The sequence below is a fragment of the Bacillus sp. FSL R9-9530 genome (assembly GCF_038008145.1).
In the GTDB taxonomy this organism is placed as follows: domain Bacteria; phylum Bacillota; class Bacilli; order Bacillales; family Bacillaceae_G; genus Bacillus_A; species Bacillus_A mycoides.
Map to the genome: position 1 here is coordinate 2,623,559 of NZ_JBBOYO010000001.1, position 24,336 is coordinate 2,647,894.

A 24,336-nucleotide genomic window follows, 5' to 3' on the forward strand; every position below is an offset into this window, starting at 1 on the left:
GCTTATGTTCCCCCTTCATGAGCGACTATTCAAGACCTCAGCAATATGCATTACTTTTACTTCTTTTCCTAAACGCTCAATACGTCCGCCAATGTTTAACAAACACCCACAATCTGCACCGATTAAATAATCAGCACCTGTTTCCATTACACTATCTACTTTTTCATCTACCATTTGCTCAGAAATTGGAGTCATCTTAACTGAAAACGTTCCCCCAAACCCACAACAATTTTGCACGTTCGGCAGTTCTCTCACAATTAATCCTTTTACGCTTGATAATAAAATTCCTGGTGCCTCTTTTACTCCAAGCAGGCGTGTCATATGACAAGATTTATGAATAGTAGCTATCCCTGGTAAACTTGCACCAACATCTGTAACTTTTAAAACATCTACAATAAATTGTGTAAATTCATATGTTTTATCAGCAACCTTTTGTGCACGTTTAGCCCACTTCGGATCATCTTTAAAAACATGCGGATACTCATGAAACATTGTCGCACAAGATCCAGATGGCGTAACGATATATTCTGCATCTTCGAAAGTTTCAATCATATGTTTCATCGCTTCTTTTGCTGCTTCTACATGGCCGCTATTATAAGCAGGCTGACCACAACAAACTTGTGCTTCTGGAAATTCAATTTCACAACCTAAACGCTCCAATACTTCAACTGTTGCTTTACCGACGTTTGTTTCAAACATATCGACTAAACAAGTAACAAATAAAGTAACTTTCATAACTATAATTCCCCCTCATTACAACTCCGCCAAAAATCATATGGTCATCAGATGACTAAGATTAGAAGAAGTAGGCTCAACCATGGCCTATCCTCTCCCTCTTCTAAAGAAAACGCTTACTTAATCTCTCTCTATTTTATCAGAAAATTAGATTTTTAAAAGATTAAATTACGAATTTATATCGCTTTTACCTGTGACAATATGTTCTACATTTGTTAAATGATCTAGCATCGCTTGCTGCGCTAATTCCACATCTTGCTTTAACACCGCATCATATATAGATTGATGCTCTTCTAAAAGTCGTTCTGATGTTGTTTGTTCACCATATAAAATAATGCGTCTTGATTCACCAATCGTTTCAGCAATCATCTCTGAAACATGATTCATGAGCTCAAGCAAGATGTTATTATGCGAAGATTCTGCAATTCCCATGTGAAAATGAAAGTCTGCTTTTTCGCCAGCCTTCTCATCTCCAATGCTCTTTGCCATTTCATCTAACCACTGCTTCATATTTTGCAAATTAGCTTCCGTACGTTTTGCCGCTGCCGCTCGAACTGCCCCCACTTCGAGCACCTTCCGTACTTCTAATAAATTCAAAATATCCTCTTTCTTCATTAATAACTTGTTATTTAGTGATTTTGTTAATGAAGAAGGATCGAAATTCCTTACATATGTACCTTCTCCTTGTTTCATTTCAATTAAGCCCATTGCTCTTAGCGCACTTAGCGCTTCACGAACAGCAGATCTGCCAACTTGAAACTGCTCAGCTAATTGATGAACAGGAAGTAGTTTGTCACCAGGTTTTAACGTACCATTTTTAATCATTGTTAAAATAGCTTCAGATACTTCTTCGTAAATTTTTTTCGGTTTAATAGATTTGTACTCCAGTTAAATCACCTCAGTATCTTCCAAACAACAATTGTAACGTTTTATAAGAACTTAGCATCCATAACTATTTTAGAACGAATTAGTAAGAAGTACAAATGTTTTGTTCATAAAATAGTCAAATTTTTGATATTTGTTTGATATTAATTAATACATTTACGCGTAACTATTTACCTTCAATATGAAGAGCATATTCCAAAAGTTAGAATATGCTCTCCTCATCTTGTGCTTTTAATTTAATACTAACTGTCGTGCCCTTACCTTTTTCACTTTCTATTCTCCACTCACCGTCATGTATATGAACAATTTGCCTTACAATTGCAAGACCTAAACCTGTTCCACCGTGTTGACGACTTCTCGCTTTATCTACTCGGTAAAAGCGTTCCCCCAGATTTTCTAAATGCTCTCTATCAATACCTATTCCTGTATCTTTTATGTGCAATTCACAATAATCATCGATTTGCTTTAATGTTATTATGATATCCCCGTTTTGATTTGTATAACGTATCGCATTATCTAATACATTATGAAGTACTTGTTGCATACGATCCTCATCAATCATTACGATAATTTCAGGATTTAAATTCGTTGAAATACGAAGGTTTTTTTCTACAAACTGTAACTCGTACGTATTTAGTACATCTTCAATAAGCTGTGAAAAAACGATAGGTTGTTTCTTTAAGGGAAAGTGTTCACCTTCTAGCTGCGCTAGATCTAATAAATCATGAACGAGGCGCTGCATGCGACCTGCTTCTTTATGAATAAGTTGCGTTACTTTTTCCTGCTGCGGCCCCTTCGCTACACCGTCTAAAATAGCTTCACTATATCCTTTAATATAACTAAGCGGTGTTCTAAGTTCATGCGAAACATTAGCTAAAAATTCCTTACGCTTTACATCTTCTGTTTCTAAGGAATTTGCCATTTTATTAAAGGCTTTTCCCAATCGTCCAATTTCATCTTCTGAAGAAATTGTAATCCGCTCTGAGAAATCTCCAGTAGCCAAATGATTTGCAACTCGTTCCATTTGCGAAAGCGGTCTCGTAATGGCGATAATAATTTTTCTACCAATCCATATTGTAATTAAAATCATTGCAAGTGCTAACGGCGCTAAAATAAGGCCCATATCAAATATTAAGTCTTTTATACTTTTTAAAGGAATATAAGAGTATACAATACCAACTAATTTTTTATTATCTAAAACAGGGATGACAACACCCATAATATTACGATCAAAATGTTCTTCATACCCTATCTTTGTCACAGTTTTCCCATCTAATAGCGCCTGTCTATCCCCTTCACTTATAAGAGAATGATGGTGAACATCAAAAGGCAAACATGCGCTTAAATCACGCGGATTGTATACGAAAAGGACATCTGAACTAGATATTTGATCATATGCCCTTACTTTCTCTTCAAAAGTGGATACTCCTTCACGTTTATCATATTGCGTGGCAAGACGTTTCCCTTCCATTACTAATGAATCTTTTAAATTATCAACGTATAACTTTTCATATGAGTATAAAGATACAAAATAAAGAAAGGAAACTGTTACACATACTGCACATACTACTGTAAGCCAAAGCTTTTGTACCATCGTAAACATACGTTACACCTCAAATTTATAACCTACACCCCAAACGGTTTGAATGTAGTTTCCACTTTCTCCTAGCTTTAGACGCATCGTTTTCACATGCGTATCTACCGTTCTTGTACTTCCTGCATAATCATATCCCCACACCTTTTCAAGCAATTGTTCCCGGCTAAATACTTGTCCATTATGTTGGCAAAGAAAATATAGTAAATCGAACTCTTTTACCGTAAGAGGAATCGTCTCACCATTCGTCTCGACCCTCCTACTTTTTTCATTAATAAGAATCGGTCCAAATTGAATCTTTTCTTGCTGTTCTTGCTTTGTATATCGTCTTAAAACAGCTTCCATACGAGCAATTAGTTCCCCAGGACTAAATGGCTTTACAATATAATCATCTGCTCCCATACGTAAGCCGTTCACCCTATTCCACTCTTCACCTTTTGCTGTTAAAAATATAATAGGTACATCCGACGTTTTTCGAATCTCTTTACAAACTGAAAGCCCATCCATCTCAGGCATCATAATATCTAGTACAACGAAATCATAATGATCCGTCTCTAATTTTCGAAGTGCCTCTTTTCCATTTTCAGCTTCTCCCCACTCGTATCCGAAGTTATCTAAGTACATTCCGACAAGTTGCCTCATATCACTTTCGTCATCTACGACTAGCACGTTATATTTACTCATTGTCCTTCCCCTTCTCTCTCTATGAGTTGAAACGGTCCTTTTCCGACTTTAATTGTTTGTTTTATTTTCATATTCTTCATATCCATTACGCATACTTCATCGCTATCATAACTAGCTACATATCCTTCTGCACCGCTTTTCAAAAATGCAAATGGATTAGATCCTACTTCTGCAAATCCTACCTCTTGATACGTACTTGCATCAAACTTTCTAAGCGTATTTGAACCGTGACTTAGCGCATATACATACTTATCATCCTTTGTTATATTCACAGGCATAAACGGAGCATGTAAAGAACGCATCATCTCTCCGCTCTGTAAAGAATACACTAATACTTTCTCATTCACTTGACTTCCATCACCATGTCCACCAATCCATATTTCTTTCCCATCAGCGCTAACCGTTGCTCCTGTTGATGCTGGTGGAATCATAAAGGACTGTATCACTTCTTTTTTCTTTGTATCAATGGTCGTTAGTTTCGTATCATAAAAGTTGAGTACAGATAACTGGTTATGATGCTCTACCATCGTTATCGGCCCTTTTCCTGTTGAAACACTCCCTGTCTCTTTTCCTTTTATCGTAAAGAACCTTACCTTTTGTTCATTTTGATCGGCAGCAAATAATTGTGTTCCATCATCTGATGAGATAACATTAGCAATTCCTTTTCCAATCTTATATTTGTCCACTTGTCTTCCTTCTGCTAGTGAATATACATACATATATTCTAATTGCTTACCATAAACAAGTATTTCCTCGCCATTTGGAAGTAGCGTAACCCCCGCAATCGGCTCATTTAATTCCCATGTTGTTAATAGCTTCTTTGTTTTTTTATCAATAAAACTAATACTACCCTCCTTTATATTCGTTGTTATAATAACACTTTTATCTTTAGCAATCGGTGTATACGAACTTCCTTGACACCCTACTAATAGAAATAAAAAACAGAGAAGAAAAACATACTTTCTCAAAAGATTCCCTCCATCTTCGGATGATTTCGTTATAATTGTAAAATAACAAATAAATGTGTGGAAAATGTGAAATCTTCCTTTATTAATAAACTTACATATATAATGTACAACAAATAGAATTTGAGGTGTGTAAATTATGCTTTTTCCTGATTTAGCGAATAAAATTGTACGTGAAGTACGCAGATTAATTACTGAAAACATTATTATTATTAATATACAAGGCGTTATTATCGCCAGTACAGATGCGGAAAGAATCGGTCAATTTCATGAAGGTGCACTCCGCTGTGCGAAACAAAAGAAAACTGTCATTATTACAAAAGACGATGAACGACGACTGCAAGGTGTAAAAGCTGGGATGAACCTTCCTTTACTATTCCATGACGAAGTAATCGGCGTGATTGGAATTACAGGAGAACCTGAAAATATTTCACAATACGGAGAAATATTACGTAAGATGACCGAATTATTAATTCATGAAAACTACTTTTTAGAACAACTAGAACTTGAGCACCGTTCTTATGAAGCATTTGTCTTTGATTGGCTTCAAAATACAGACTGGTCTCCAAGTTTTCTCGATCGTGCAAAAACGCTTGGCATTGATTTATATAAGAAGAAACAACTTATTTTATTATCAATCGCCCAAGATAATACGATGCTCCAGCGTAAAATTTGGCAACATATGCGCAACATTTTAGCAAAAGAAAATTTATTTGTTCGCTGGGGAAATGATCGGTTTATTTTGTTTACAACAATCCAATCCAAAGAGCAAACCTTTCAATTTTTAAAACGGTTAAAACAAGACTGTGAAACTTTATTTTCTATTACTTTATATATCGGGATTGGACAAACAGTTACGCCAAGCAATATGAACTTATCGTACGAACAAGCATTACGCGCCCTTTCAGTATCACTTGAAACGAAAAAAATTGTATTTAATGAAGATTTACGTTTAGAAATGTGCTTACAAGATATTTCTACTGAAACTCGAGAACAGTTTCTAGAGCGTACCATTGAAAACTTAGTATCATCTCCTGAGCTTATGCACACTTTACGTTTATTTATCGATTATAACCAATCTTATAAGCAGACAGCTGAGCAATTACATATACACATTAACACATTGCATTACAGGCTAAAAAAGATTGAAGAACATACAGGACTTGATCCGAAACAATTCAAAGATTTAAATATTTTATACTTCGCACTCCTCTTATTAGATAATCATACAAAAAATAACGATAAAACAGATTAATATTTAGGTGATTGCACATAGAAAGAATCCTCCAACTTTTTTATCATTATAATGAAAGCACTGTTACAACGTTTTTTATTATGACGAAATACGTTAACAGTTTGAGGGGGATTTCCAATGTTAGAAAAGCAAATTATTGATTCATTCGTATCTATTGTTGGCGAAGATAATGTAGATACATCCAATATGGGGCGTTTAACTTATAGTTATGATGCCACTCCAAACTTCCAAGCGATGCCTGATGCAGTCATTGCTCCTCGTAATACAAATGAAATAGCAGACGTGTTAAAAGTGTGTAACACTCATAAAATCCCCGTATACGTTCGCGGGTCTGGAACAAATCTTTGCGCTGGAACGTGTCCACTTGAAGGTGGTATCGTCCTTATTTTCCGCCATATGAACAATATTTTAGAAATTGACGAAGAGAATTTAACAATTACTGTACAAGCTGGTGTTATTACACTTGATATTATTAAAGCAGTAGAAGAAAAAGGTTTATTTTATCCACCAGATCCAAGCTCTATGAAAATTTCTACAATCGGCGGTAACATTAATGAAAACTCCGGCGGATTACGTGGTTTAAAATATGGCGTAACACGTGATTATGTAATGGGGCTTGAAATTGTTTTACCGAACGGCGATATCATTCGTACTGGCGGTAAATTAGCAAAAGATGTAGCTGGTTATGATTTAACTCGTTTATTTATTGGTTCTGAAGGAACACTTGGTGTTGTTACGGAAGCTATATTAAAACTTGTCCCTATGCCTGAAACGAAGAAAACGATGCTTGCGCTATATGAAGATATTAACGAAGCTGCTCGAGCTGTTTCTGCTATTATTGCAAATAAAATTATTCCGGCGACACTTGAGTTTTTAGATCAACCAACAATTGAAGTTGTAGAAGAGTTTGCACAAATCGGTTTACCAACTGACGTCAAAGCAATTTTATTAATTGAACAAGACGGCCCGCCCGAGGTTGTCAATCGAGATATCGAAAGAATGGCTAACGTTTGCCGTGCTATGAATGCGGTCGATGTTCGCGTTGCAAAAGATGAAGCCGAAGCAGATGCGCTTCGTACAGCACGCCGTAGTGCACTATCAGCACTTGCAAGACTAAAACCGACAACAATATTAGAAGATGCAACTGTACCACGTTCACAAATCGCTCCAATGGTTGAAGCAATTAATGCAATTGCAAAGAAATATAATATTCCTATTTGTACTTTTGGTCATGCTGGTGATGGTAATTTGCATCCGACTTGTATGACAGATGCCCGTAATGAAGACGAAATGCACCGTGCTGAACAGGCTTTTGCTGAAATATTTGCGAAAGCGATTGAGCTTGGTGGTACGATTACCGGCGAACATGGTGTTGGCGCGATGAAAGCTCCGTATTTAGAAATGAAATTAGGTAAAGAAGGTATTGCTGCTATGCAAGGAATTAAACAAGCCTTCGATCCAAATAACATTATGAATCCAGGTAAAATGTTCGCGAAAGACTCTCGTAAAAGAGTGGTGGTTGAACGATGACCACATTAAATAAAGAAAACATTCAAAAGGAATTTAAAGAACGATTAAGTGAAGATGAACTATTAAATTGTATGCGATGCGGCTTTTGTTTACCAACTTGCCCTACTTACATTCAATCTGGGTATAAAGAATCACATTCACCACGCGGACGTATCGCCTTAATGAAAGCCGTCGTTGATGGTTTAATTGAGCCAGATGAAGATGTTGAAAATACATTAAATGTTTGCCTTGGCTGCCGCGCTTGTGAACCTGTTTGTCCATCTGGTGTGAATTATGGACATTTATTAGAAGAAGCTCGTGATATTATTAATCAAAATAAAAAGTTCTCCATGCCCGTGAGAGCTGTTCGTAAAGTTGTTTTTGAAGGACTATTCCCGCATCAAAACCGAATGCGAACATTAACAGGACTAATCGGATTTTACCAGCGTTCTGGTTTACAAACGCTAACACATAAAACAGGTATTATGAAGTTATTCCCTGAAACACTTGCAACGATGGACCTCGTTTTGCCAAAAGTCCCTAAAATGAAAGCAATGAAAGATCGTCCTGAATTTTTACCTGCTGAGGTGGCGAAAAAGAAACAAGTTGCATTCTTCACAGGCTGTTTAATGGATACGATGTTTTTAGAAACAAATAACGCAACGATGAAACTTCTTCAACTTGCTGGTTGTGATATCGTTATTCCGAAAACACAAAGTTGCTGCGGGGCATTACATGGGCATGCTGGTGAAAAGAGTGGAGCAAAAGAATTAGCAAAACGAAATATAGAAGCATTCGAAGATTTAAACATCGACTATATTATTACGAATGCAGGTGGTTGCGGAGCTTACCTCGTAGACTATGATTATCTGTTAAAAGATGATCCAAAATGGGCTGAACGCGCAAAGCAATTTGTTTCTAAAATTAAAGATATTACTGCTATACTAGTAGAACTAGATTTCCATAAACGTAATGACTTACGACTCACGCCGCAAATCATTACGTATCAAGACTCTTGTCATTTACGTAATGTTATGCGAACATCTTCGGAACCTCGTATGTTACTAGAGGCCATTCAAGGCGCAACATACCGCGAAATGAAAGATGCGGACCGTTGCTGTGGTTCTGCTGGTATTTATAATATTGTCCATTCGGAGTTATCAATGGAATTTCTAGATTACAAAATGGATCGTGTACATGAAACAGATGCAGCGACAATTGTTACTGCAAACCCTGGATGTCTATTACAAATGAAACTAGGTATTGAACGTGAAGGTCTTTCTCATAAAATGAGAGGAATTCACATTGTTGATCTATTATTAGAAGCAATTGAAACCAACTCGTAATAACTCGTAACATACGTAATAATAGGAAAACGGCTATCTCCTTCGTCTATGTAAAGAGATAGCCGCTTTTTTGTCCGCTACAACATTAAAAATATGTTACTTTATTATAAAAAAGAACAACAGAAACATTACAGTTTTGTAAAAATACATCCAGTATATTCCTCAAAAAAATGCTAAAATCATTGATACAATAGGATTCTTCATTTTTAATATAGGTACATTTATCCAAAAACCCCCTCTTAAAACCAAGTATAAAAATGCTGAAAATTCCTTTTATACTCTATGTTTCTCTTATTTCATCCCTTTCCTCCTCTTAGGATAAATTAGGAAAATTTTAAGTCTATGAATTTTTTTCCATCTTTTTTCTCGCAAATTGTATGCTACGATGAATTGGTCAGTCAGACAGGCTGTCAAAAACAAATCGTGTGAAAACAAATTAAAACTTTATATAGGGGGACACACATCATGAAAAAGCGTGTTTTATTATCTGTAGCTGCTGCAACAGCTCTTACTTTAGGAGTATCTTCTTTAGATGCACAAGCTGCAACAGTACAACCATCTAACATAAAGGTTCAAAATATTCAGCATTCAAAAATGATGATGAAGCAAATGAGCCAACAAGAATTACAAGCATTCTTACAATCTATGGGAGTTGAATCATTAGCACAATGGAACCAAGGACAATTCCAACAAGATTGCTTCATTCCTGGTCAACAGCCTACTGAAAATGTTGTTACTGAACAACCAACAGCTAAGCCAGAAGCTCAAAAGCCTGCTGAGGAAACTCAAAAACCAGCTGAACAAAAGCCTGCTGAAGAAGTTGCTAAACCAGAAGCTCAAAAACCAGCTGAAAACAACAATACTCAAAACGAAACACAAAAACCTGCTGAGCAAAAGCCTGCTGAAGAAGCAAAATCTTTAAGCGAATTCGAACAACGCGTTGTTGAATTAACAAACGCAGAGCGTACAAAACAAGGCTTATCAGCATTACAAATCGATACTGAATTAAGCAAAGTAGCACGCATTAAGTCTGAAGATATGCAAAAAAACAACTACTTTGATCATAACAGCCCTACATACGGGTCTCCGTTTGACATGATGAAGAAATTTGGTATTTCTTATAAATCTGCAGGTGAAAACATCGCCCAAGGACAACGTACTCCAGAAGAAGTTGTACAAGCTTGGATGAACAGTGCTGGACACCGTGCAAACATCTTAAATAGTGGCTTCACTCATATCGGTGTTGGCTATGTAGAAAGCGGCAACTACTGGACACAACAATTTATTACGAAGTAAATAAAAAGAGAGTCTTCTAGGAGAAGACTCTTTTTTTATGTTTCATAGCTTTCTAATATGTATGCGTATAAAATGTAGAACATAAACAAAATAGACCCGCAGCTTATTACACTAATTAACAAGTAAAATCCCCACTTCAGGCTCAAAAGCAACGAAAATAATATGCTACATGCCATCACTTGAAAGATTCGCCTACTAACTAAACGGATTTTTTGTAATTTGATCGGTTCTTTCTCTCTATCCTTCACCTTTTTAAACACTTTACTAAACATAAAAAGAAACATACTAATTCCAATCGTTAGTCCTGTCTGAAAGGATATAATACTTCCCAAATTAATAAAGAGAATTAGTATATGGACAAACATCATAAATAAAGTAATACTCTTTATAAATCCATTTATAATGAAATACTCCCCTTCATTAAACTTATATATATTATGTAAAATAACATATACTAATCCATGTAAAATAATAATAAGGACAGGGATAAATAATACGACAACTTGTTTACTCATAAACTCGTTCGCTCCACCATTCTCGTTCCAATGCACTGCCATACGAGTTGGTAAATATGGATAAATACATAGAGTAAGTAAGAGACAAGCGAAAAATATCCCTAGCATATATTTATATTTGATCAAGTAATTCTCACCTCTCTTTTCTCTTAACGGCTTCGCCTCTTTCAGAGAAATCCCTGCAAAAATCTACCTTTTTCAACTTTAAACTTACACTTTACCTATTTTCTCTTTCAAATTTTTTCATTGTATCGTTTAAATTTGTAGGGAAAGGTACGTCAACAACGATCTCTTCTTTCGTAATCGGATGCAAAAAATTAATCTTCATCGCATGTAACGCTTGCCCGGACATATATGTTGTTTGCCCACCATATAATACATCCCCAACTAATGGATTTCCATTATAGCTCATATGAACGCGAATTTGATGTGTTCTACCGGTTTCTAACTGTAACGTTACGAGCGTCGCATTTTGTTTTTTAAAATATTTCTCTACTTTATAATACGTTATAGCTTTGTCTCCCTTTGGAGAAACACGGCGCCTTGTAGCATGATGTCGATCTCTTCCGATGGCCGCGTCAATTGTCCCTTGCTTCTTTTTTACTTTTCCTTCAACAAGTGCCGCATACGTTCTTTTAATTTTCCGTTCCATTAATAAACGATCCATAATTGCACCCGCAATTCTATGTTTTGCGAATACAACACCACCTGTCGTATCTTTATCTAATCTATGGATATGCCGAACCTTCGTCTCTAAACCTTGCATTTGAAAATGAAAAGCAACAAGATTGGCAAGTGTTCCCGTCCCATTTTTTTCAGAAGGATGTGTATCCATTTGCCCCTGCTTATTTACAATGAGTACGTGATCGTCTTCAAACACTACATTTAATTCACCATATTCCGGCTCTACGCCGTACTCCTCCTCCATAAACATATGAACTTGTAACTTATCTCCTTCTTTTAAAAGTTCATTCCATCTCCTTTGTTCTCCGTTAACCGTAACACCTTTTTCCATACGAAGCTGATGTAATAACTTTTTTGGTACTTCCCATTCTACTTTTAACAACGACTCAATACTTATACCATTCCACGTCGCTGGAACCGTAATTTCGCACCATTCGCCCTTTTTCTTTGTTTCCATACTATAATCACCTTATTTCTATTGATTCTCTCATTGTAACGGAAAACATAATTTGATGCACCGTCAAAAATAGAGGACAGCCTTATAATCGACTGTCCCCTCACGCTCTAAGCCTTTTCATTTCCTGCAACACTTCTTCAGCTTTTTGTTCATACAATAAATCTTTAAAGAAATCCGCCAATCGTTTATAGTCGTTGTACGTATCTAATAAGTCGTCTATTTTCTCTCCTTTCATAACTTGTTGCTTTTGCTTCATTTTTACTGGATAACGATACCCCGATACTTCTTGTATTTTGTAATACTCATCCTCTACTTGAATAACTTTTACAATTTCCTCTTCTTCCGCATCCATCGTATACCCGTCAAAGTCTCTAAGCAGTTCATAAATAATATGAGTCCATTCATCTTTTGGGTAAAACCCTTTTTCCAACCGATAACCGACAATGCGATACATATGCCCATCGTTTTCAGCAAACTGTACTGTATCATTTAGCTTAAACTTAAAATAACGAAACATTGCCTTCACCTACTTGTATGTAATGTTCTTATCACATACTATGCGCAAAATATGGGCCCTGCTATTCATAAAAAAAACTCATCTTATAGATGAGTTTTTTTTACGATGATTTTTCTCTTTTCTTTCGAAATGGTAGCCACCAGTTCCAATCCCCAAACAATTTCATTAAACTTGGTACGAGCATAAGACGGATAATTGTTGCATCAAGAAATATTGCTAATGCAACCCCAAGCCCCATCTGCTTTACTGGTAAAATATCAGTAAAGGCGAACGCACCGGTAACAACAATCATAATTAAAGCGGCGGACGTAATAATCCTACTTGTCGAAACAAGCCCTTCTAACGTTGCTTGATCGTTATCTCCTGTTTCTTCATAAAGCTCATGAATACGTGAAATAAGAAATACTTCATAATCCATGCTAAGCCCAAATACGAGGCCGAAAATAAAGATTGGTAATACAAATAAAACTGAACTCTCTTCTAATCCGAAATGACCACCTTCAAATAACCAAATTACAATTCCAATTGTTGCACTTAAACTAAGTACGTTCATAATAATAGCTTTAATTGGAATGAGTATAGAGCGGAATGCGAATAATAAAATGACAAAGGTTGATCCAAATATAACAGACATACCAATTGCAACTTTATCTTTAATTTCATCTTCTAACTCTTGCTGGAACGTCGTCATACCACCCAAATAATAAGTAACATCATTTTCTTTATAATTCTTTTTGAAATCACGAACCCATTGTTTTGCGGTTTCTGTACTTGGCTTCGTATCCAAAAAGACTTCCATTGTTGTTTTATTCCCTTTCGTATACGCTTCAAATACAGGAGCTATTTTCGCAGCCTCTGGCGACTGTAACATTCCAGCAACTTGATCTGCTTTCATTCCATTTAGCCCGTCATATACACTTTTCACCTTATATACTTGCTTATCGTCTTTTAACTTTTGAACAACAGCTTCTATCTTTTGTAAACTTTCTTTTTCTGTTATATCTTTCTTCGTCTCTACTACTAATGTCACATCAGCGTGTGTTTGGACAGTTTTATTAAAGGCTTCTTCATACTTCTCAAATGCAACTCTCGTATCACTCTTTTCAGGTAACGCTTCAACACCAGGAAACTGCAAGTTAGCTGTACGTAGCGGTAATAAACAAATAACAATAAATGTTGTAACAACAATAATCATGACGATTGGATGTTTCATTACAAACTGTGCAAATTTACGCCATACATTTGATGGCGTAGGCGCCGCCTGATTCTTTTTTAATATCCTTTTACCAATTAAAGATAATAGCGCCGGAAGAAGTGTGAGCGAAAACAAAATGCTCATAATAACGACAATCATCCCGCTAATAGCAACAGACTGAATATAATCTATCTTAAAGAAAAATAAGCCTGATAAACCGACGAATACACATAACCCTGAAAATACGATAGCACGCCCTGCCGTTTGATACGTAATCGCTATCGCTTCTTTCACTGTTCTCTTCGCAACTTCCTCTCGAAAACGATTTACAAATAACAGTGCGAAATCAATTGATAATGCGAGTCCAATCATCGGTGCAACATTTAACACGAAAATAGATAGCTCTTTATCACTACCTATAAAATATAAAATCCCCATCGTACTAATGACACTAAGCGCGCCATTTACAATCGGTAAAATAGACGCAATCAGACTACCAAATGAGAATAATAGTACGAGAAAAGCAATAGGTAATCCAATCATCTCTGCTACTTTTAAATCATTTTGCGTTCTTTCATTAATCTCTTGATTAATTTTCGGATATCCTGTCGGTGTTACTTTTAATACGCTATTACTTTCCTTCTCGATTTTCCCGGCAAATTGTAATGTCTTTTCCATTCGTTCTTTATTTGTTTTCCCGGAAAATAAAATCGTCGCATAACCGATATCATCTTGTAACATCTCTTTATTTTGCATTGGATGATGGAAAGATTCGTATTTTTCTTTCTCTTCAATTTGATTTATTATCCCCTCTATACGCTTTTGGAACTCCTCATGCGAAGTATCCTTTTCCTTCTCAAAAACGAGTAAAAGTGTATCTTGAGACTGCTTAAAATCTTTATCTAAAATTTCTTTCGTCTTTTGATAATCCCCTTCTGTTTGGAAACCATCACCGCCCAGTACTCCTGGAAGTTTTGGAGCAAAAATACCGAGCACTATCGCAAGTAGTAGTAATGCTACAATTACTGTATAACGAAATTGATACAAAAAAGTTCCTAACTTCCCCCACTTATCAATTTTATGTACATTTGTCTTCACACATTTTCACCTACTTTATATAATTCACTTGTCATTTATACTTTATCACATCTCCCCATAAACAAAAAACGTCTAGAAAAACTATAATACTAGTTTTTCTAGACGTTTTTTTATCTCTCGTTATTAAGTCCCAATCTCTCGGTAAGTAAACGATGACAATAAATTGCGATGATTAACAAAATGCCACCTGCACAGTAACCAGCCAAAATATCAGTCGGGTAATGAACATTTAAAATAACTCTACTTAATCCAATCAATATAATTAATATGCCCATCGAAATCGTAATACCACATTTTCCAGCTACACTCTTCAAATTGGCAGCAATGATATAGGCAAGAAAACCGAATGTTATAATAGATAGCATTGCATGTCCGCTTGGGAAGCTATACCCAAGTGCGTCAAGTGCCTCATTTAATGATGGGCGGTCTCTTTTTGCAATTTCTTTTATTCCCTTATTAACAAGGTGTGTCGTTAATATAGCCATTGGATACACAATCATAGCAGCATAATAACGCTTTTTCCAAAAAACGAGCAAGCTTATAATTAGTGTCGTTATAACTCCAATTGCAGATCCTAGCTTTGTAAAGTATGAGAAGAATGTAAGTGAGCTTTCCGTTTGTAATCCTTTTACCATATCACGTACGTATGTATCCATCATTGTAACACCACCTACATGTACCCTCCAAGCGATGATGCTAAATAGAATAAACAATAAAATGATACACATTAACTCATACTGATGTAACTTTTTCTTCAATCGATTTCCTCCTACTATGAAAAAATGCGATTTCTACTTTAGAAACCGCATTTTCTTACTTATTTACCTTTTGTTTTCAGCTCTGTCCAGTAGCGATCGTAGTCTTTTAACTTATCGTCTACATCAACAAGCCACTCTGTACGATCTAATTCTTCTTTTGTTAAGAAGATCATGTGATTATCACGATATTCTTTACTATGAAGAGGATGAGCTTTTTCATTTGGATTACTGTAACCAATTGACTCGTAGTTTTTCACACTTACTTTTTCATCTAATAAGTAGTTCATAAACTTCTCTGCAAGTTCTTTATTTTTCGCACCTTTTGGAATTGCTAACGTATCAGCCCAAATTGTGCCACCTTCTTTTGGTACAACGTATCCTACATCTTTATTGTCTTTCGCAATGAATGCTGCGTCTCCAGACCAAACTGTCCCGATCCAAGCATCTTCTGTAATGAATTTTTGTTTAATATTATCTGTATCGAATGCTAATAAGTTTGGAAGTAGCTTCTGCAAATCAGCAGATGCTGTCTTTAACTGTGCATCCTCTTTCGTGCTATTAGAGAAACCGTTTTTCTTAAGTCCCATTCCTAATACTTCACGAGAATCGTTTAATAAAGTAACATGTCCTTTATATTTCTCGTTCCATAAATCATTCCAGCTTGTAGGTGTTTCTTTCACATACTTTTTATTGTATGCAATTCCTGTTACACCCCAAGTATATACTAGAGAATACTTATTCTCTGGATCAAACGCAGGTGTTTTAAAGTTAGAAACAAGGTTCTCGATGTTCGGGATATTCTTCTTATCTAAAGGCGCTAATAAGTCCATCTTCGCCATCGTTTTCACCATGTAATCAGATGGCTGAATTAAATCATATGTCGCGCCACCAGCTTGTAATTTCGCAAGCATTTCTTCATTACTTGCATATTTATCGTAGTTAATTTTCACGTTATATTTCTTTTCAAAATCTTTTAAAACTTGCTCATCAAAATTGTCAGCCCAGCTATAAATGTTTAATTCTTCTTTTTTCTCACCACAACCAGCAAGTACACCTGCAGCAAGACTGAAGCTAATTGCTATACCAGCTAATCTCTTCACTAATTTCATCGGTTTATTACCTCCTCGTTCTTTCTATATCATTCGTATTATAAAGGAAGGTGTCCTCCAGAGTTCTCTTCACCGTCTGCACCTTTATTACGGAAAATTTCCGATAGCACCATTAATCCTACAATTACAACAATTAATATTGTAGAAAGAGCATTAATTTCAGGTGATACTCCACGCTTAACCATACTATAAATGTATAATGGCAATGTTGTTGATCCTGGTCCTGATACGAAGAAACTAATTACAAAATCATCAATCGATAATGTGAATGTTAATAATGCGGCTGAAATAACTCCTGGTGCAATTGCTGGAAACGTTACATAACGAAACGTTTGCCACGGCGTTGCTCCTAAATCGTTTGCAGCTTCTTCTAAATCACGTCCCATACCAGAAAGACGTGCCGCTAAAATAACAACAACAAATGAAATACTGAATGTAATGTGTGCAATAATAATTGTTGTTTTTCCAAGTTCCATACCTAATTGACTAAATAGGATAAGTAAAGATAATCCCATTAAAATATCAGGAATTAAAATTGGTAAATATACAAGACCGTTAATGGCCCCTTCAAAACGATATTTGTAACGGTGTAATGCAATAGCAAAAATCACACCAAGAACTGTCGTCACAATTGTCGTTATAACAGCAATCGTCATACTATTTACAAACGCATCAATAACATCTTGTTTTTGAAATAAATCTGTATACCAATGGAGTGTAAAGCCCTCCCATTCCGCATTAATGCGAGAATCGTTGAAGGAATATACCATTAAAACCATCATTGGAAAATACAAAAACAATAAGATTAACCAAGAATAAGAAACTAAAAACTTCTTCATTTTTGCCTATTCCCCTCCGTTTCCATCATATTTATATACTTTCGTTGCACGATAATATAAGTAAATTAACAGAACAGAGAATAGAACAACAATCATAGATAACGCGGAACCAAACGGCCAGTCACGTGAACCTAAGAATTGGTTTTGAATTACGTTTCCGATTAATGCTACTTTCGATCCACCCATAACGTCTGATACAACAAACATTCCGATAGAAGAAACGAATACTAAAATAGAACCAGTAGTAATCCCTGACATCGTCATCGGTACTGTTACATTCCAAAATGCCTTTACTGGTGTTGCTCCTAAATCATAAGCCGCCTCTAGCTTACGCTTATCAAGCTGCTCAATTGCTGCATACACTGGTAAAATCATAAATGGTAATAAAGAATATACCATTCCGAGTATTACAGAAGGCGTATTATATAGCAGATTTAAAGGTTCACTAATAATACCTAGTTTCAATAGCAATGTGTTTACAAGTCCTTGTGAACGTAAAATAACAATCCATGCGTATGAACGAACAAGAAAGTTAATCCAGAACGGAATCGTTGCCAATAATAGAAGGATAGAACGATATTTACGATCAACAATTGTAATTGTATAGGCGAATGGATAACCGATTAATAAACATAGTACTGTCGTAATAACAGCTATCTTCACTGTTTCCCATAACGTCCCCATATATAATGGGTCAAACACACGTGCTATGTTATCTAATGTAAATTTCATTTCCACTGTCCCGTATGCTCCGCGCTGCATGAAGGCAAATGCTAATACGAACAGAAGTGGAATTAGGAAGAAGAGTAACAGCCATACGACTGTAGGTAATGCGAGTAATTTCCCTTTCTTCAATTTAAGGTCACCTCGTCCTCTTGCTCCCAGCCTACATATACATTATCTCCAATGCTCCACTGCGTTGCTTCTTCAGCAGTTTGATATGCCATTAGTAATTCCGCTGTTTTCTCCTCACGTACATATAGCTTTTCCATATTTCCAACAAATTCAATATCTTCAATATGTCCAAGATGGTATTCTTTTAAAATTGGCTCTTCAACCGAGCGAACTTTTACATTTTCAGGGCGAACTGCTACGTAGTTTTCCCCATTTTTCACGATATTATTTTCACCGATGAACGTTGCAACAAACAATGTTTTCGGCTTATTGTAAATTTCCTTAGGCGTGCCGACTTGTTCGATATGCCCTTTATTCATAACGACAATACGATCACTCATACTCATCGCTTCTTCTTGATCGTGCGTTACATATATGAACGTAATTCCTAAATTACGTTGTAAGTTTTTCAATTCACGTTGCAAATCTTTTCTTAACTTAAAGTCAAGCGCTCCAAGTGGCTCATCTAATAGTAATACACGTGGGTTGTTTACAATGGCTCTTGCAATTGCTACACGCTGCTGCTGTCCACCAGAAAGCTTCGAAGGTTTACGATTACGGAACTCAAGTAACTGCGTTAAACGCATTGCCTCTTCCGCACGTTCTTTCTGTTCTGCTGCTGATACTTTTTGCATTTTCATACCGAAACAAATATTTTTTTCAACATTCATATGTGGGAATAGTGCGTAATGTTGGAACACTAAATTCATATGACGCTTGTATGGCGGCAAATCGTTAATCTTTTCATCATCTAATAAAAGATTTCCTTTAGTTGGGGTTTCAAATCCTGCGATCATACGAAGTAAAGTCGTTTTCCCGCAACCACTCGGTCCTAAAATTGTTAAAAATTCTCCTTCTTTAATATCTAAAGAAAGAGGGGGGATAATCACTTGATTTCCAAAATGTTTTTCTACTGCTTCAACTTTAATAATCTTTTTCATTTTCCCGTCCTATCTACCTTAAATTTTAATTTTTATATTCATGAATAAATATTTATGTTCTATAGACTATTTTTTTGTTTCGATCCAAACAAAAATGGTTGTTTAGCAGCGTTCTCTTCTATTCTTTATGTAGTATGTTTGATTCATTTTCGCATGATACATATGTCGAACAGAAAAACCCCTTCAGTTGCGAAGGGGTTTTTATCATACGGCTACGCCTACTGATAAACACCATCATCATTTTAACAACTTTCGTATGAATTTTAAAGCACTTTTTGTAGAAGAGTAACGAATTTTCATGTCGAATGCTGTAGATTGGGACAAAATGCTTTTATAATGGGAAAAAGTCCGAAAACTTTGTTCACCATGATAGCTGCCTAATCCACTACTTCCAACGCCCCCAAAAGGTAAATATGGCGTTGCAAGATGATATACGACATCATTTATACATCCTCCGCCATATGAAATATTACTCGTCACTTTCTCTTGCACTTTTCTATCTTCAGAAAATACATATAGTGCTAACGGCTTTGGATGGTGCTGAATCGTTTCAATTACCTCTTCTATTTTTTCATATTCTATAATTGGTAAAATCGGCCCAAAAATTTCATCTTCCATAACAGCACTTTGCCATGTAACATTCGTTAACACTGTCGGCTCGATGTGTAATGTTTCTTTCGTATAATTCCCGCCAATCACAGGTTTACCGTCTTGTAAAAATGTACATAGACGTTCAAAATGACGCTCACTCACAATTCGCACATAATTGTCATTTTGCAAAGCATCTTTTCCATATTGCTCTGCGATTTCATGTCTTAATGCCTCGATTAACTGCTCTTTCACTGAAGAATGAACGTACATATAATCAGGCGCTACACACGTCTGCCCAGCATTCAAAAACTTCCCCCAAACGATACGTCTTGCGGTTACATCTAGCTTTGCATCTTTATGTACAATACATGGGCTTTTCCCGCCAAGCTCTAACGTAAGAGGCGTTAATTTTTTCGCCGCTGCTTCCATCACAACTTTTCCGACACCAACACTACCTGTAAAGAAAATATAGTCAAACGGTTCCTTTAAAAGTGCAGTGCTTTCCTGAGCACCGCCTTCTACTACCGATACAAGCTCTTCTGGGAATAATTCACCTAACATTCTCGTAAGCACTTTTGAAACGTTTGGCGTTAACTCTGACGGCTTTAAAACGACTGTATTGCCAGCTGCCAATGCTCCTACGAGTGGTGCAATTGCTAATTGAAACGGATAGTTCCAGGGTGCGATAATAAGCGTCACACCATACGGTTCTGGCACCACTTTCCCCTTCGATCCAAAATGAGTAAGAGCTGTGCGAACACGCTTTGGTTTACTCCAAGATGAAATATGCTTCATTTGAAAAGAAATCTCTTTTAGTACATATCCAATTTCTGTTGTAAATGATTCGTGAACTGATTTATTCAAATCTAATTTCAACGCTTGAAAAATCTCATCCTCAAAACGCTGAATTCCTTCATAAAGCTTCTTCAAATTATTCTTTCTCGTCTCTAGACTTCTTGTATGTCCTTTGTAAAAATATTCCTTTTGTTTATTTACAATAGAGGAAATACTCATGCACTCACCTTCTCCCACTATTTTTATCCAATTCTTTCATTATTTATATAGACTTCATATGTAACAAATTTCTATTCTTAAAGTTACATTATATATAACTTTTCCCTTTATATAAAATTCATTGCTCACAAAAAACTACCGAAAGAAAATCTCCCGGTAGTTTTACTGTATTAACGGTATAAACGAACAGCACCTGCAGAATTATCATCAGCTTGTCCTACTACTTCAAACTTCAGACCAAGCTTCGGTAAAATACGTCCTGCATCTGGAATCTGCTCATTAATATACTTTTTAGAGTCATCGAACTTCGGTACCCCTGGTAATCCATCGTATACGAATGTTCCACGCGTTGGAGATACAACTTTCCAAGCTGGCGTTTTGTCGAATGAGAACGCCGCATCAGCAATTTGGAATCGCGTACTGCTTGTAAATGTTGGTTTGCCATTTAAAGTTCCTGCAATTGCTTCTGGATGAGAGTCAACTACACCAAGGAAACCATGTCCTGGATGTATGCCAACCCAGTTATCTGTGTAAGCTGAATCCGCATACCATACAACCATACCAGTGTTATATACTGGACCGCGAGCAAATTTCAATGCGTTATCTGAACCCGCATAGTTTCTCCACTCTACATAGTAGTTATGCTTTTTCTTATCCATTCCGTTAGATGCAACGAAACCGTCCAATTTGAATTGTGGTGTACCTTCTGCATCATCAGAGAATGCAACATTTCCATCTACAGTTAGTGACGCATTATCAAGTGTAAATCCATTTAACGCCAATCCACCGTCTGTAATATATTCAAATACTAGTTTCACTTTCTTACCTTTGAATTGACTTAAATCATATGATTTATCAACCCATTTTCCATTTGTCGTAGCTGCATTTCCACTATTTGCTTTCTCACCAATTCTTTCAATCAACGTTTTTTGTCCATCTTCTGTTACAGCGTGTACTTCAAGGAAATCGTACTCTGCTTCGATTTCATACAATGACTTATAATCGAATTTTGCAGTCGTTGCTTTCGTTAAATCGAATAGTGGCGTTTCCATCGTTGTATGAAGGTCATCACCTTTTGTGCTGTAGTAATACTGTTTACCAAATGCAGGCTGAATTCCTTTTACATCTTTATCTGGTAAGTTAACACGAATCAGACCTGGACGATCTGACTTCGTAACACTTTGGTCTAAGTATGTTGCAAGACCGATACCTTTATTTAATTTCTCGTAATCTACTTCTACGATATTCGCCCAGTTACCACCGATTGTTTTTTGGAAAAACTCTTTATTTTGTGGTGATAAACTCGTTGGCGTTGTTCCTGCGATTTTACCAGCCCAGCTTCCGCCACTCATAATAGACCAAGCTTCAACCGGTTCACCATCACCGCTATACTGTGTATCATACTCATCTGGAAGACCTAAATCATGGCCATATTCATGTGCGAATACACCAACCGCGCCATCTTCTGGTTCAATTGTGTAGTCGAATGCTGCCATATTTCCGCCCCAATATGGAACTTTCGCTTGTGTACCTTCAATTGCGAATGGTTTTGGTCCAACTGTCCAGCGATGTGACCAAATTGCATCATCACCTAATTTACCACCGCCAGCTTCTTGTCCAACACCCGCATGAATAATCATTAAGTGATCGATTAAACCGTCCGGTTGATTTTGATTCCCATCACCATTTACATCATATTGATCGAACTGATCAAACTGTGATAAATCAAGTCCGCTATCTACAGCCGCTTTTAATGCATCTTTTACTAGATCACGTGGTCCTTTTGGTCCTTTATTATCATGACCTGTACCAGCATCTGCACCGTAATCAGCAGCTTTACCTGGAACTGTTAACCATTTTGTGACTGTTCCGTCCACTGTGTAACTACCACCTGATTGCTCTTCGTAATATTGTTTAAACGTTTCGATTTTGCTTCCATCATCTAACGCGAATGGCTCATCACCGAATAACATTTTTTCATAGTGTTCTTTGTTAAAATCGTTAGAATACATGTAGCCAGGTTCTTTATCAATATTGTTATGCTTGAAATCAGCATACTCTACAAGTAAAACGAGTACTTTATCTTTACGAACTTCACCGTTATACTCTTTTTGCTTAGCAGGTGAAGTTGGTACTTTCCCATTTAAGCCTCCTCTAACTGGACCTGTTCCTGCTGTAGTCCCGTTTGCTGGCTGCTCTGATTTTTCTTTCGTATCTGCCTTTGCATCTTTCACTTTCTTTAAAAAGTCAGATGCATCTTTCGTAAGTTGGTCCCCATTTGTCGCTTCTTTCCCAGGATTTTCACCCTTCTTCTTCTCTACATACTTTTCGACAGCTTTCTTTGTTTCTGTCTCTGAAGCTGACGAATCAATTACCCCACGATTTTTTAGCGCATTTGCTAATCTCTCTTCTGGGATTAAGTGATCATCAACTGGACTTGTAGCTGTCTTGTTCCCCGGCGTTTCCGCATATACAGACTGGCTTCCAGCACCAAACGACAAGCCTAGAACAGCTGTCAAAGCAATTGATGATAACACTTTAAATGGTTTCTTTTTCATCCCTTATTGCCTCCCCTAATATAAAATATGTATTACATACTTTATATTATTAAAAATTCAATATATTTTCAATATTTAGTTATATTATGTAATTTTTTTAATATATTTGTAAAAATTTCATAGTTAGTATACGAATATATCACAATTCAACAATGTTTTCAGAAAATATTGAAAATATTTGTCAGAAACTTTATAATCGCCATAGAGGGAATTTAATGGGGATTTTATCTTTGTTTCATCTACAAAATATTTGATAATTCACTATATAAAATACAAAATCCGATTGTATTATCATATATTCTGTAGCAGCAATTATGACCACTAATTAGGGAGGAATTACATTTGTACAAAGATAAGGCTGACTCACTAGATCAAGAATGGATTGATTTAATACTTGAAGCTCTAGATGCTGGCATTGCCCTGCAAGATATTGAACACTTTTTTCAACGTATGAAGCATACGAGCCAGGCTCAATAGCTTCGTTCTTTTTAACGAAGTTTATGTTATAATAATCACATCATAAGACGACTACATATTGATAGAAAGGTGCGCAAATATGATAGGAGAACGTATAAAACGCCTTCGTTTACAAAAAGGCATTTCATTAACAGAACTCGCCGAAAAAGCTGGTGTAGCTAAATCTTACATTAGTTCTATAGAACGGAATTTACAAAAAAACCCTTCTATTCAGTTTCTTGAAAAAATTGCAGCTGTTCTACAAATTCCAGTTGATACTTTACTTCACGATGAAACAACAACGGAGGGTCACCTAGACTCCGAATGGACACAGCTCGTTAAAGATGCGATGAGCTCTGGTGTCTCAAAAGAACAGTTTCGTGAATTTCTCGAATTTACACAATGGAAGAAAAATCAACAATAATACATATAAAAGAGTGC

22 protein-coding genes are annotated in these 24,336 nt (G+C 36.2%); 6 read left to right on the forward strand and 16 right to left on the reverse strand.

Annotated features, from left to right (window positions below; translation table 11 throughout):
* Window positions 1-15: 15 nt before the first annotated feature.
* The 5 genes from MKX66_RS13145 to MKX66_RS13165 form a co-directional block, all read right to left on the reverse strand.
* Window positions 16-735, reverse strand: a complete 720-nt coding sequence (locus tag MKX66_RS13145; protein ID WP_002011587.1) for a (Fe-S)-binding protein — start codon at window positions 733-735, stop codon at window positions 16-18.
* Window positions 736-903: 168 nt separating this feature from the next.
* Complete coding sequence (locus tag MKX66_RS13150) at window positions 904-1,593, reverse strand: FadR/GntR family transcriptional regulator (protein ID WP_201053587.1); 690 nt, start codon at window positions 1,591-1,593, stop codon at window positions 904-906.
* A 229-nt stretch (window positions 1,594-1,822) separates the two neighbouring features.
* Window positions 1,823-3,223, reverse strand: a complete 1,401-nt coding sequence (locus tag MKX66_RS13155) for a sensor histidine kinase (protein WP_002011591.1) — start codon at window positions 3,221-3,223, stop codon at window positions 1,823-1,825.
* Window positions 3,224-3,226: 3 nt separating this feature from the next.
* A complete protein-coding gene (locus tag MKX66_RS13160) occupies window positions 3,227-3,898 on the reverse strand; it encodes a response regulator transcription factor (RefSeq protein ID WP_326997658.1) in 672 nt (223 codons plus the stop codon).
* Window positions 3,895-4,866, reverse strand: coding sequence for a YncE family protein (locus tag MKX66_RS13165; RefSeq protein ID WP_341086340.1), 972 nt, complete (start codon window positions 4,864-4,866; stop codon window positions 3,895-3,897). The genes MKX66_RS13160 and MKX66_RS13165 overlap by 4 nt, the downstream gene beginning before the upstream one ends.
* A 136-nt stretch (window positions 4,867-5,002) precedes the next feature.
* Here MKX66_RS13165 and MKX66_RS13170 point away from each other — a divergent pair, with 136 nt between their 5' ends.
* The 4 genes from MKX66_RS13170 (at window position 5,003) to MKX66_RS13185 (ending at window position 10,269) form a co-directional block, all read left to right on the forward strand.
* Complete coding sequence (locus MKX66_RS13170; RefSeq protein WP_002011596.1) at window positions 5,003-6,118, forward strand: CdaR family transcriptional regulator; 1,116 nt, start codon at window positions 5,003-5,005, stop codon at window positions 6,116-6,118.
* A 117-nt stretch (window positions 6,119-6,235) separates the two neighbouring features.
* Window positions 6,236-7,648: a glycolate oxidase subunit GlcD gene (gene glcD, locus MKX66_RS13175; protein WP_215590960.1), complete on the forward strand. Its 1,413-nt coding sequence runs from the start codon at window positions 6,236-6,238 to the stop codon at window positions 7,646-7,648.
* Complete coding sequence (locus MKX66_RS13180; RefSeq protein ID WP_215590959.1) at window positions 7,645-8,973, forward strand: (Fe-S)-binding protein; 1,329 nt, start codon at window positions 7,645-7,647, stop codon at window positions 8,971-8,973. The genes glcD and MKX66_RS13180 overlap by 4 nt, the downstream gene beginning before the upstream one ends.
* Window positions 8,974-9,438: 465 nt before the next feature.
* Window positions 9,439-10,269 carry a CAP domain-containing protein gene (locus MKX66_RS13185; protein WP_002030537.1) on the forward strand — a complete coding sequence of 277 codons (831 nt, stop codon included), beginning with the start codon at window positions 9,439-9,441 and terminating at the stop codon, window positions 10,267-10,269.
* Window positions 10,270-10,304: 35 nt separating this feature from the next.
* Here the strand turns inward: MKX66_RS13185 and MKX66_RS13190 are convergent, their stop codons facing one another.
* The 11 genes from MKX66_RS13190 to inhA1 form a co-directional block, all read right to left on the reverse strand.
* Complete coding sequence (locus tag MKX66_RS13190) at window positions 10,305-10,910, reverse strand: DUF1648 domain-containing protein (protein ID WP_002126129.1); 606 nt, start codon at window positions 10,908-10,910, stop codon at window positions 10,305-10,307.
* A gap of 91 nt (window positions 10,911-11,001) precedes the next feature.
* Window positions 11,002-11,925 carry an RluA family pseudouridine synthase gene (locus MKX66_RS13195; RefSeq protein ID WP_088035023.1) on the reverse strand — a complete coding sequence of 308 codons (924 nt, stop codon included), beginning with the start codon at window positions 11,923-11,925 and terminating at the stop codon, window positions 11,002-11,004.
* Between the two features lie 100 nt (window positions 11,926-12,025).
* Entirely contained in the window at window positions 12,026-12,442 is a 417-nt protein-coding gene (locus MKX66_RS13200; RefSeq protein ID WP_012260583.1) for a hypothetical protein, read from the reverse strand.
* A 100-nt stretch (window positions 12,443-12,542) separates the two neighbouring features.
* The gene (locus MKX66_RS13205; RefSeq protein ID WP_002166118.1) at window positions 12,543-14,735 is read right to left on the reverse strand and encodes an MMPL family transporter; all 2,193 of its coding nucleotides are present in this window, start codon (window positions 14,733-14,735) and stop codon (window positions 12,543-12,545) included.
* Between the two features lie 110 nt (window positions 14,736-14,845).
* Window positions 14,846-15,493, reverse strand: a complete 648-nt coding sequence (locus tag MKX66_RS13210) for a phosphatase PAP2 family protein (RefSeq protein WP_341086343.1) — start codon at window positions 15,491-15,493, stop codon at window positions 14,846-14,848.
* Window positions 15,494-15,552: 59 nt separating this feature from the next.
* A complete protein-coding gene (gene potD / locus MKX66_RS13215; protein ID WP_002011485.1) occupies window positions 15,553-16,602 on the reverse strand; it encodes a spermidine/putrescine ABC transporter substrate-binding protein PotD in 1,050 nt (349 codons plus the stop codon).
* A gap of 38 nt (window positions 16,603-16,640) precedes the next feature.
* Window positions 16,641-17,441, reverse strand: coding sequence for a spermidine/putrescine ABC transporter permease PotC (gene potC, locus MKX66_RS13220; RefSeq protein WP_002011483.1), 801 nt, complete (start codon window positions 17,439-17,441; stop codon window positions 16,641-16,643).
* Between the two features lie 6 nt (window positions 17,442-17,447).
* Complete coding sequence (potB, locus tag MKX66_RS13225; RefSeq protein ID WP_002126118.1) at window positions 17,448-18,296, reverse strand: spermidine/putrescine ABC transporter permease PotB; 849 nt, start codon at window positions 18,294-18,296, stop codon at window positions 17,448-17,450.
* Complete coding sequence (gene potA, locus MKX66_RS13230; RefSeq protein ID WP_002030425.1) at window positions 18,293-19,276, reverse strand: spermidine/putrescine ABC transporter ATP-binding protein PotA; 984 nt, start codon at window positions 19,274-19,276, stop codon at window positions 18,293-18,295. The genes potB and potA overlap by 4 nt, the downstream gene beginning before the upstream one ends.
* A 237-nt stretch (window positions 19,277-19,513) precedes the next feature.
* A complete protein-coding gene (locus MKX66_RS13235; protein WP_098635423.1) occupies window positions 19,514-20,881 on the reverse strand; it encodes an aldehyde dehydrogenase in 1,368 nt (455 codons plus the stop codon).
* 170 nt (window positions 20,882-21,051) lie between these two features.
* Window positions 21,052-23,439, reverse strand: coding sequence for a M6 family metalloprotease immune inhibitor InhA1 (gene inhA1, locus MKX66_RS13240; protein WP_088292732.1), 2,388 nt, complete (start codon window positions 23,437-23,439; stop codon window positions 21,052-21,054).
* Window positions 23,440-23,781: 342 nt separating this feature from the next.
* On the opposite strand from inhA1, the gene MKX66_RS13245 reads away from it, so the two are divergent.
* On the forward strand, window positions 23,782-23,916 hold the full coding sequence (locus MKX66_RS13245) for an anti-repressor SinI family protein (RefSeq protein ID WP_002011474.1): 135 nt from the start codon (window positions 23,782-23,784) through the stop codon (window positions 23,914-23,916).
* Window positions 23,917-23,995: 79 nt separating this feature from the next.
* Complete coding sequence (locus MKX66_RS13250) at window positions 23,996-24,319, forward strand: helix-turn-helix domain-containing protein (protein ID WP_002030429.1); 324 nt, start codon at window positions 23,996-23,998, stop codon at window positions 24,317-24,319.
* Window positions 24,320-24,336: the final 17 nt, after the last annotated feature.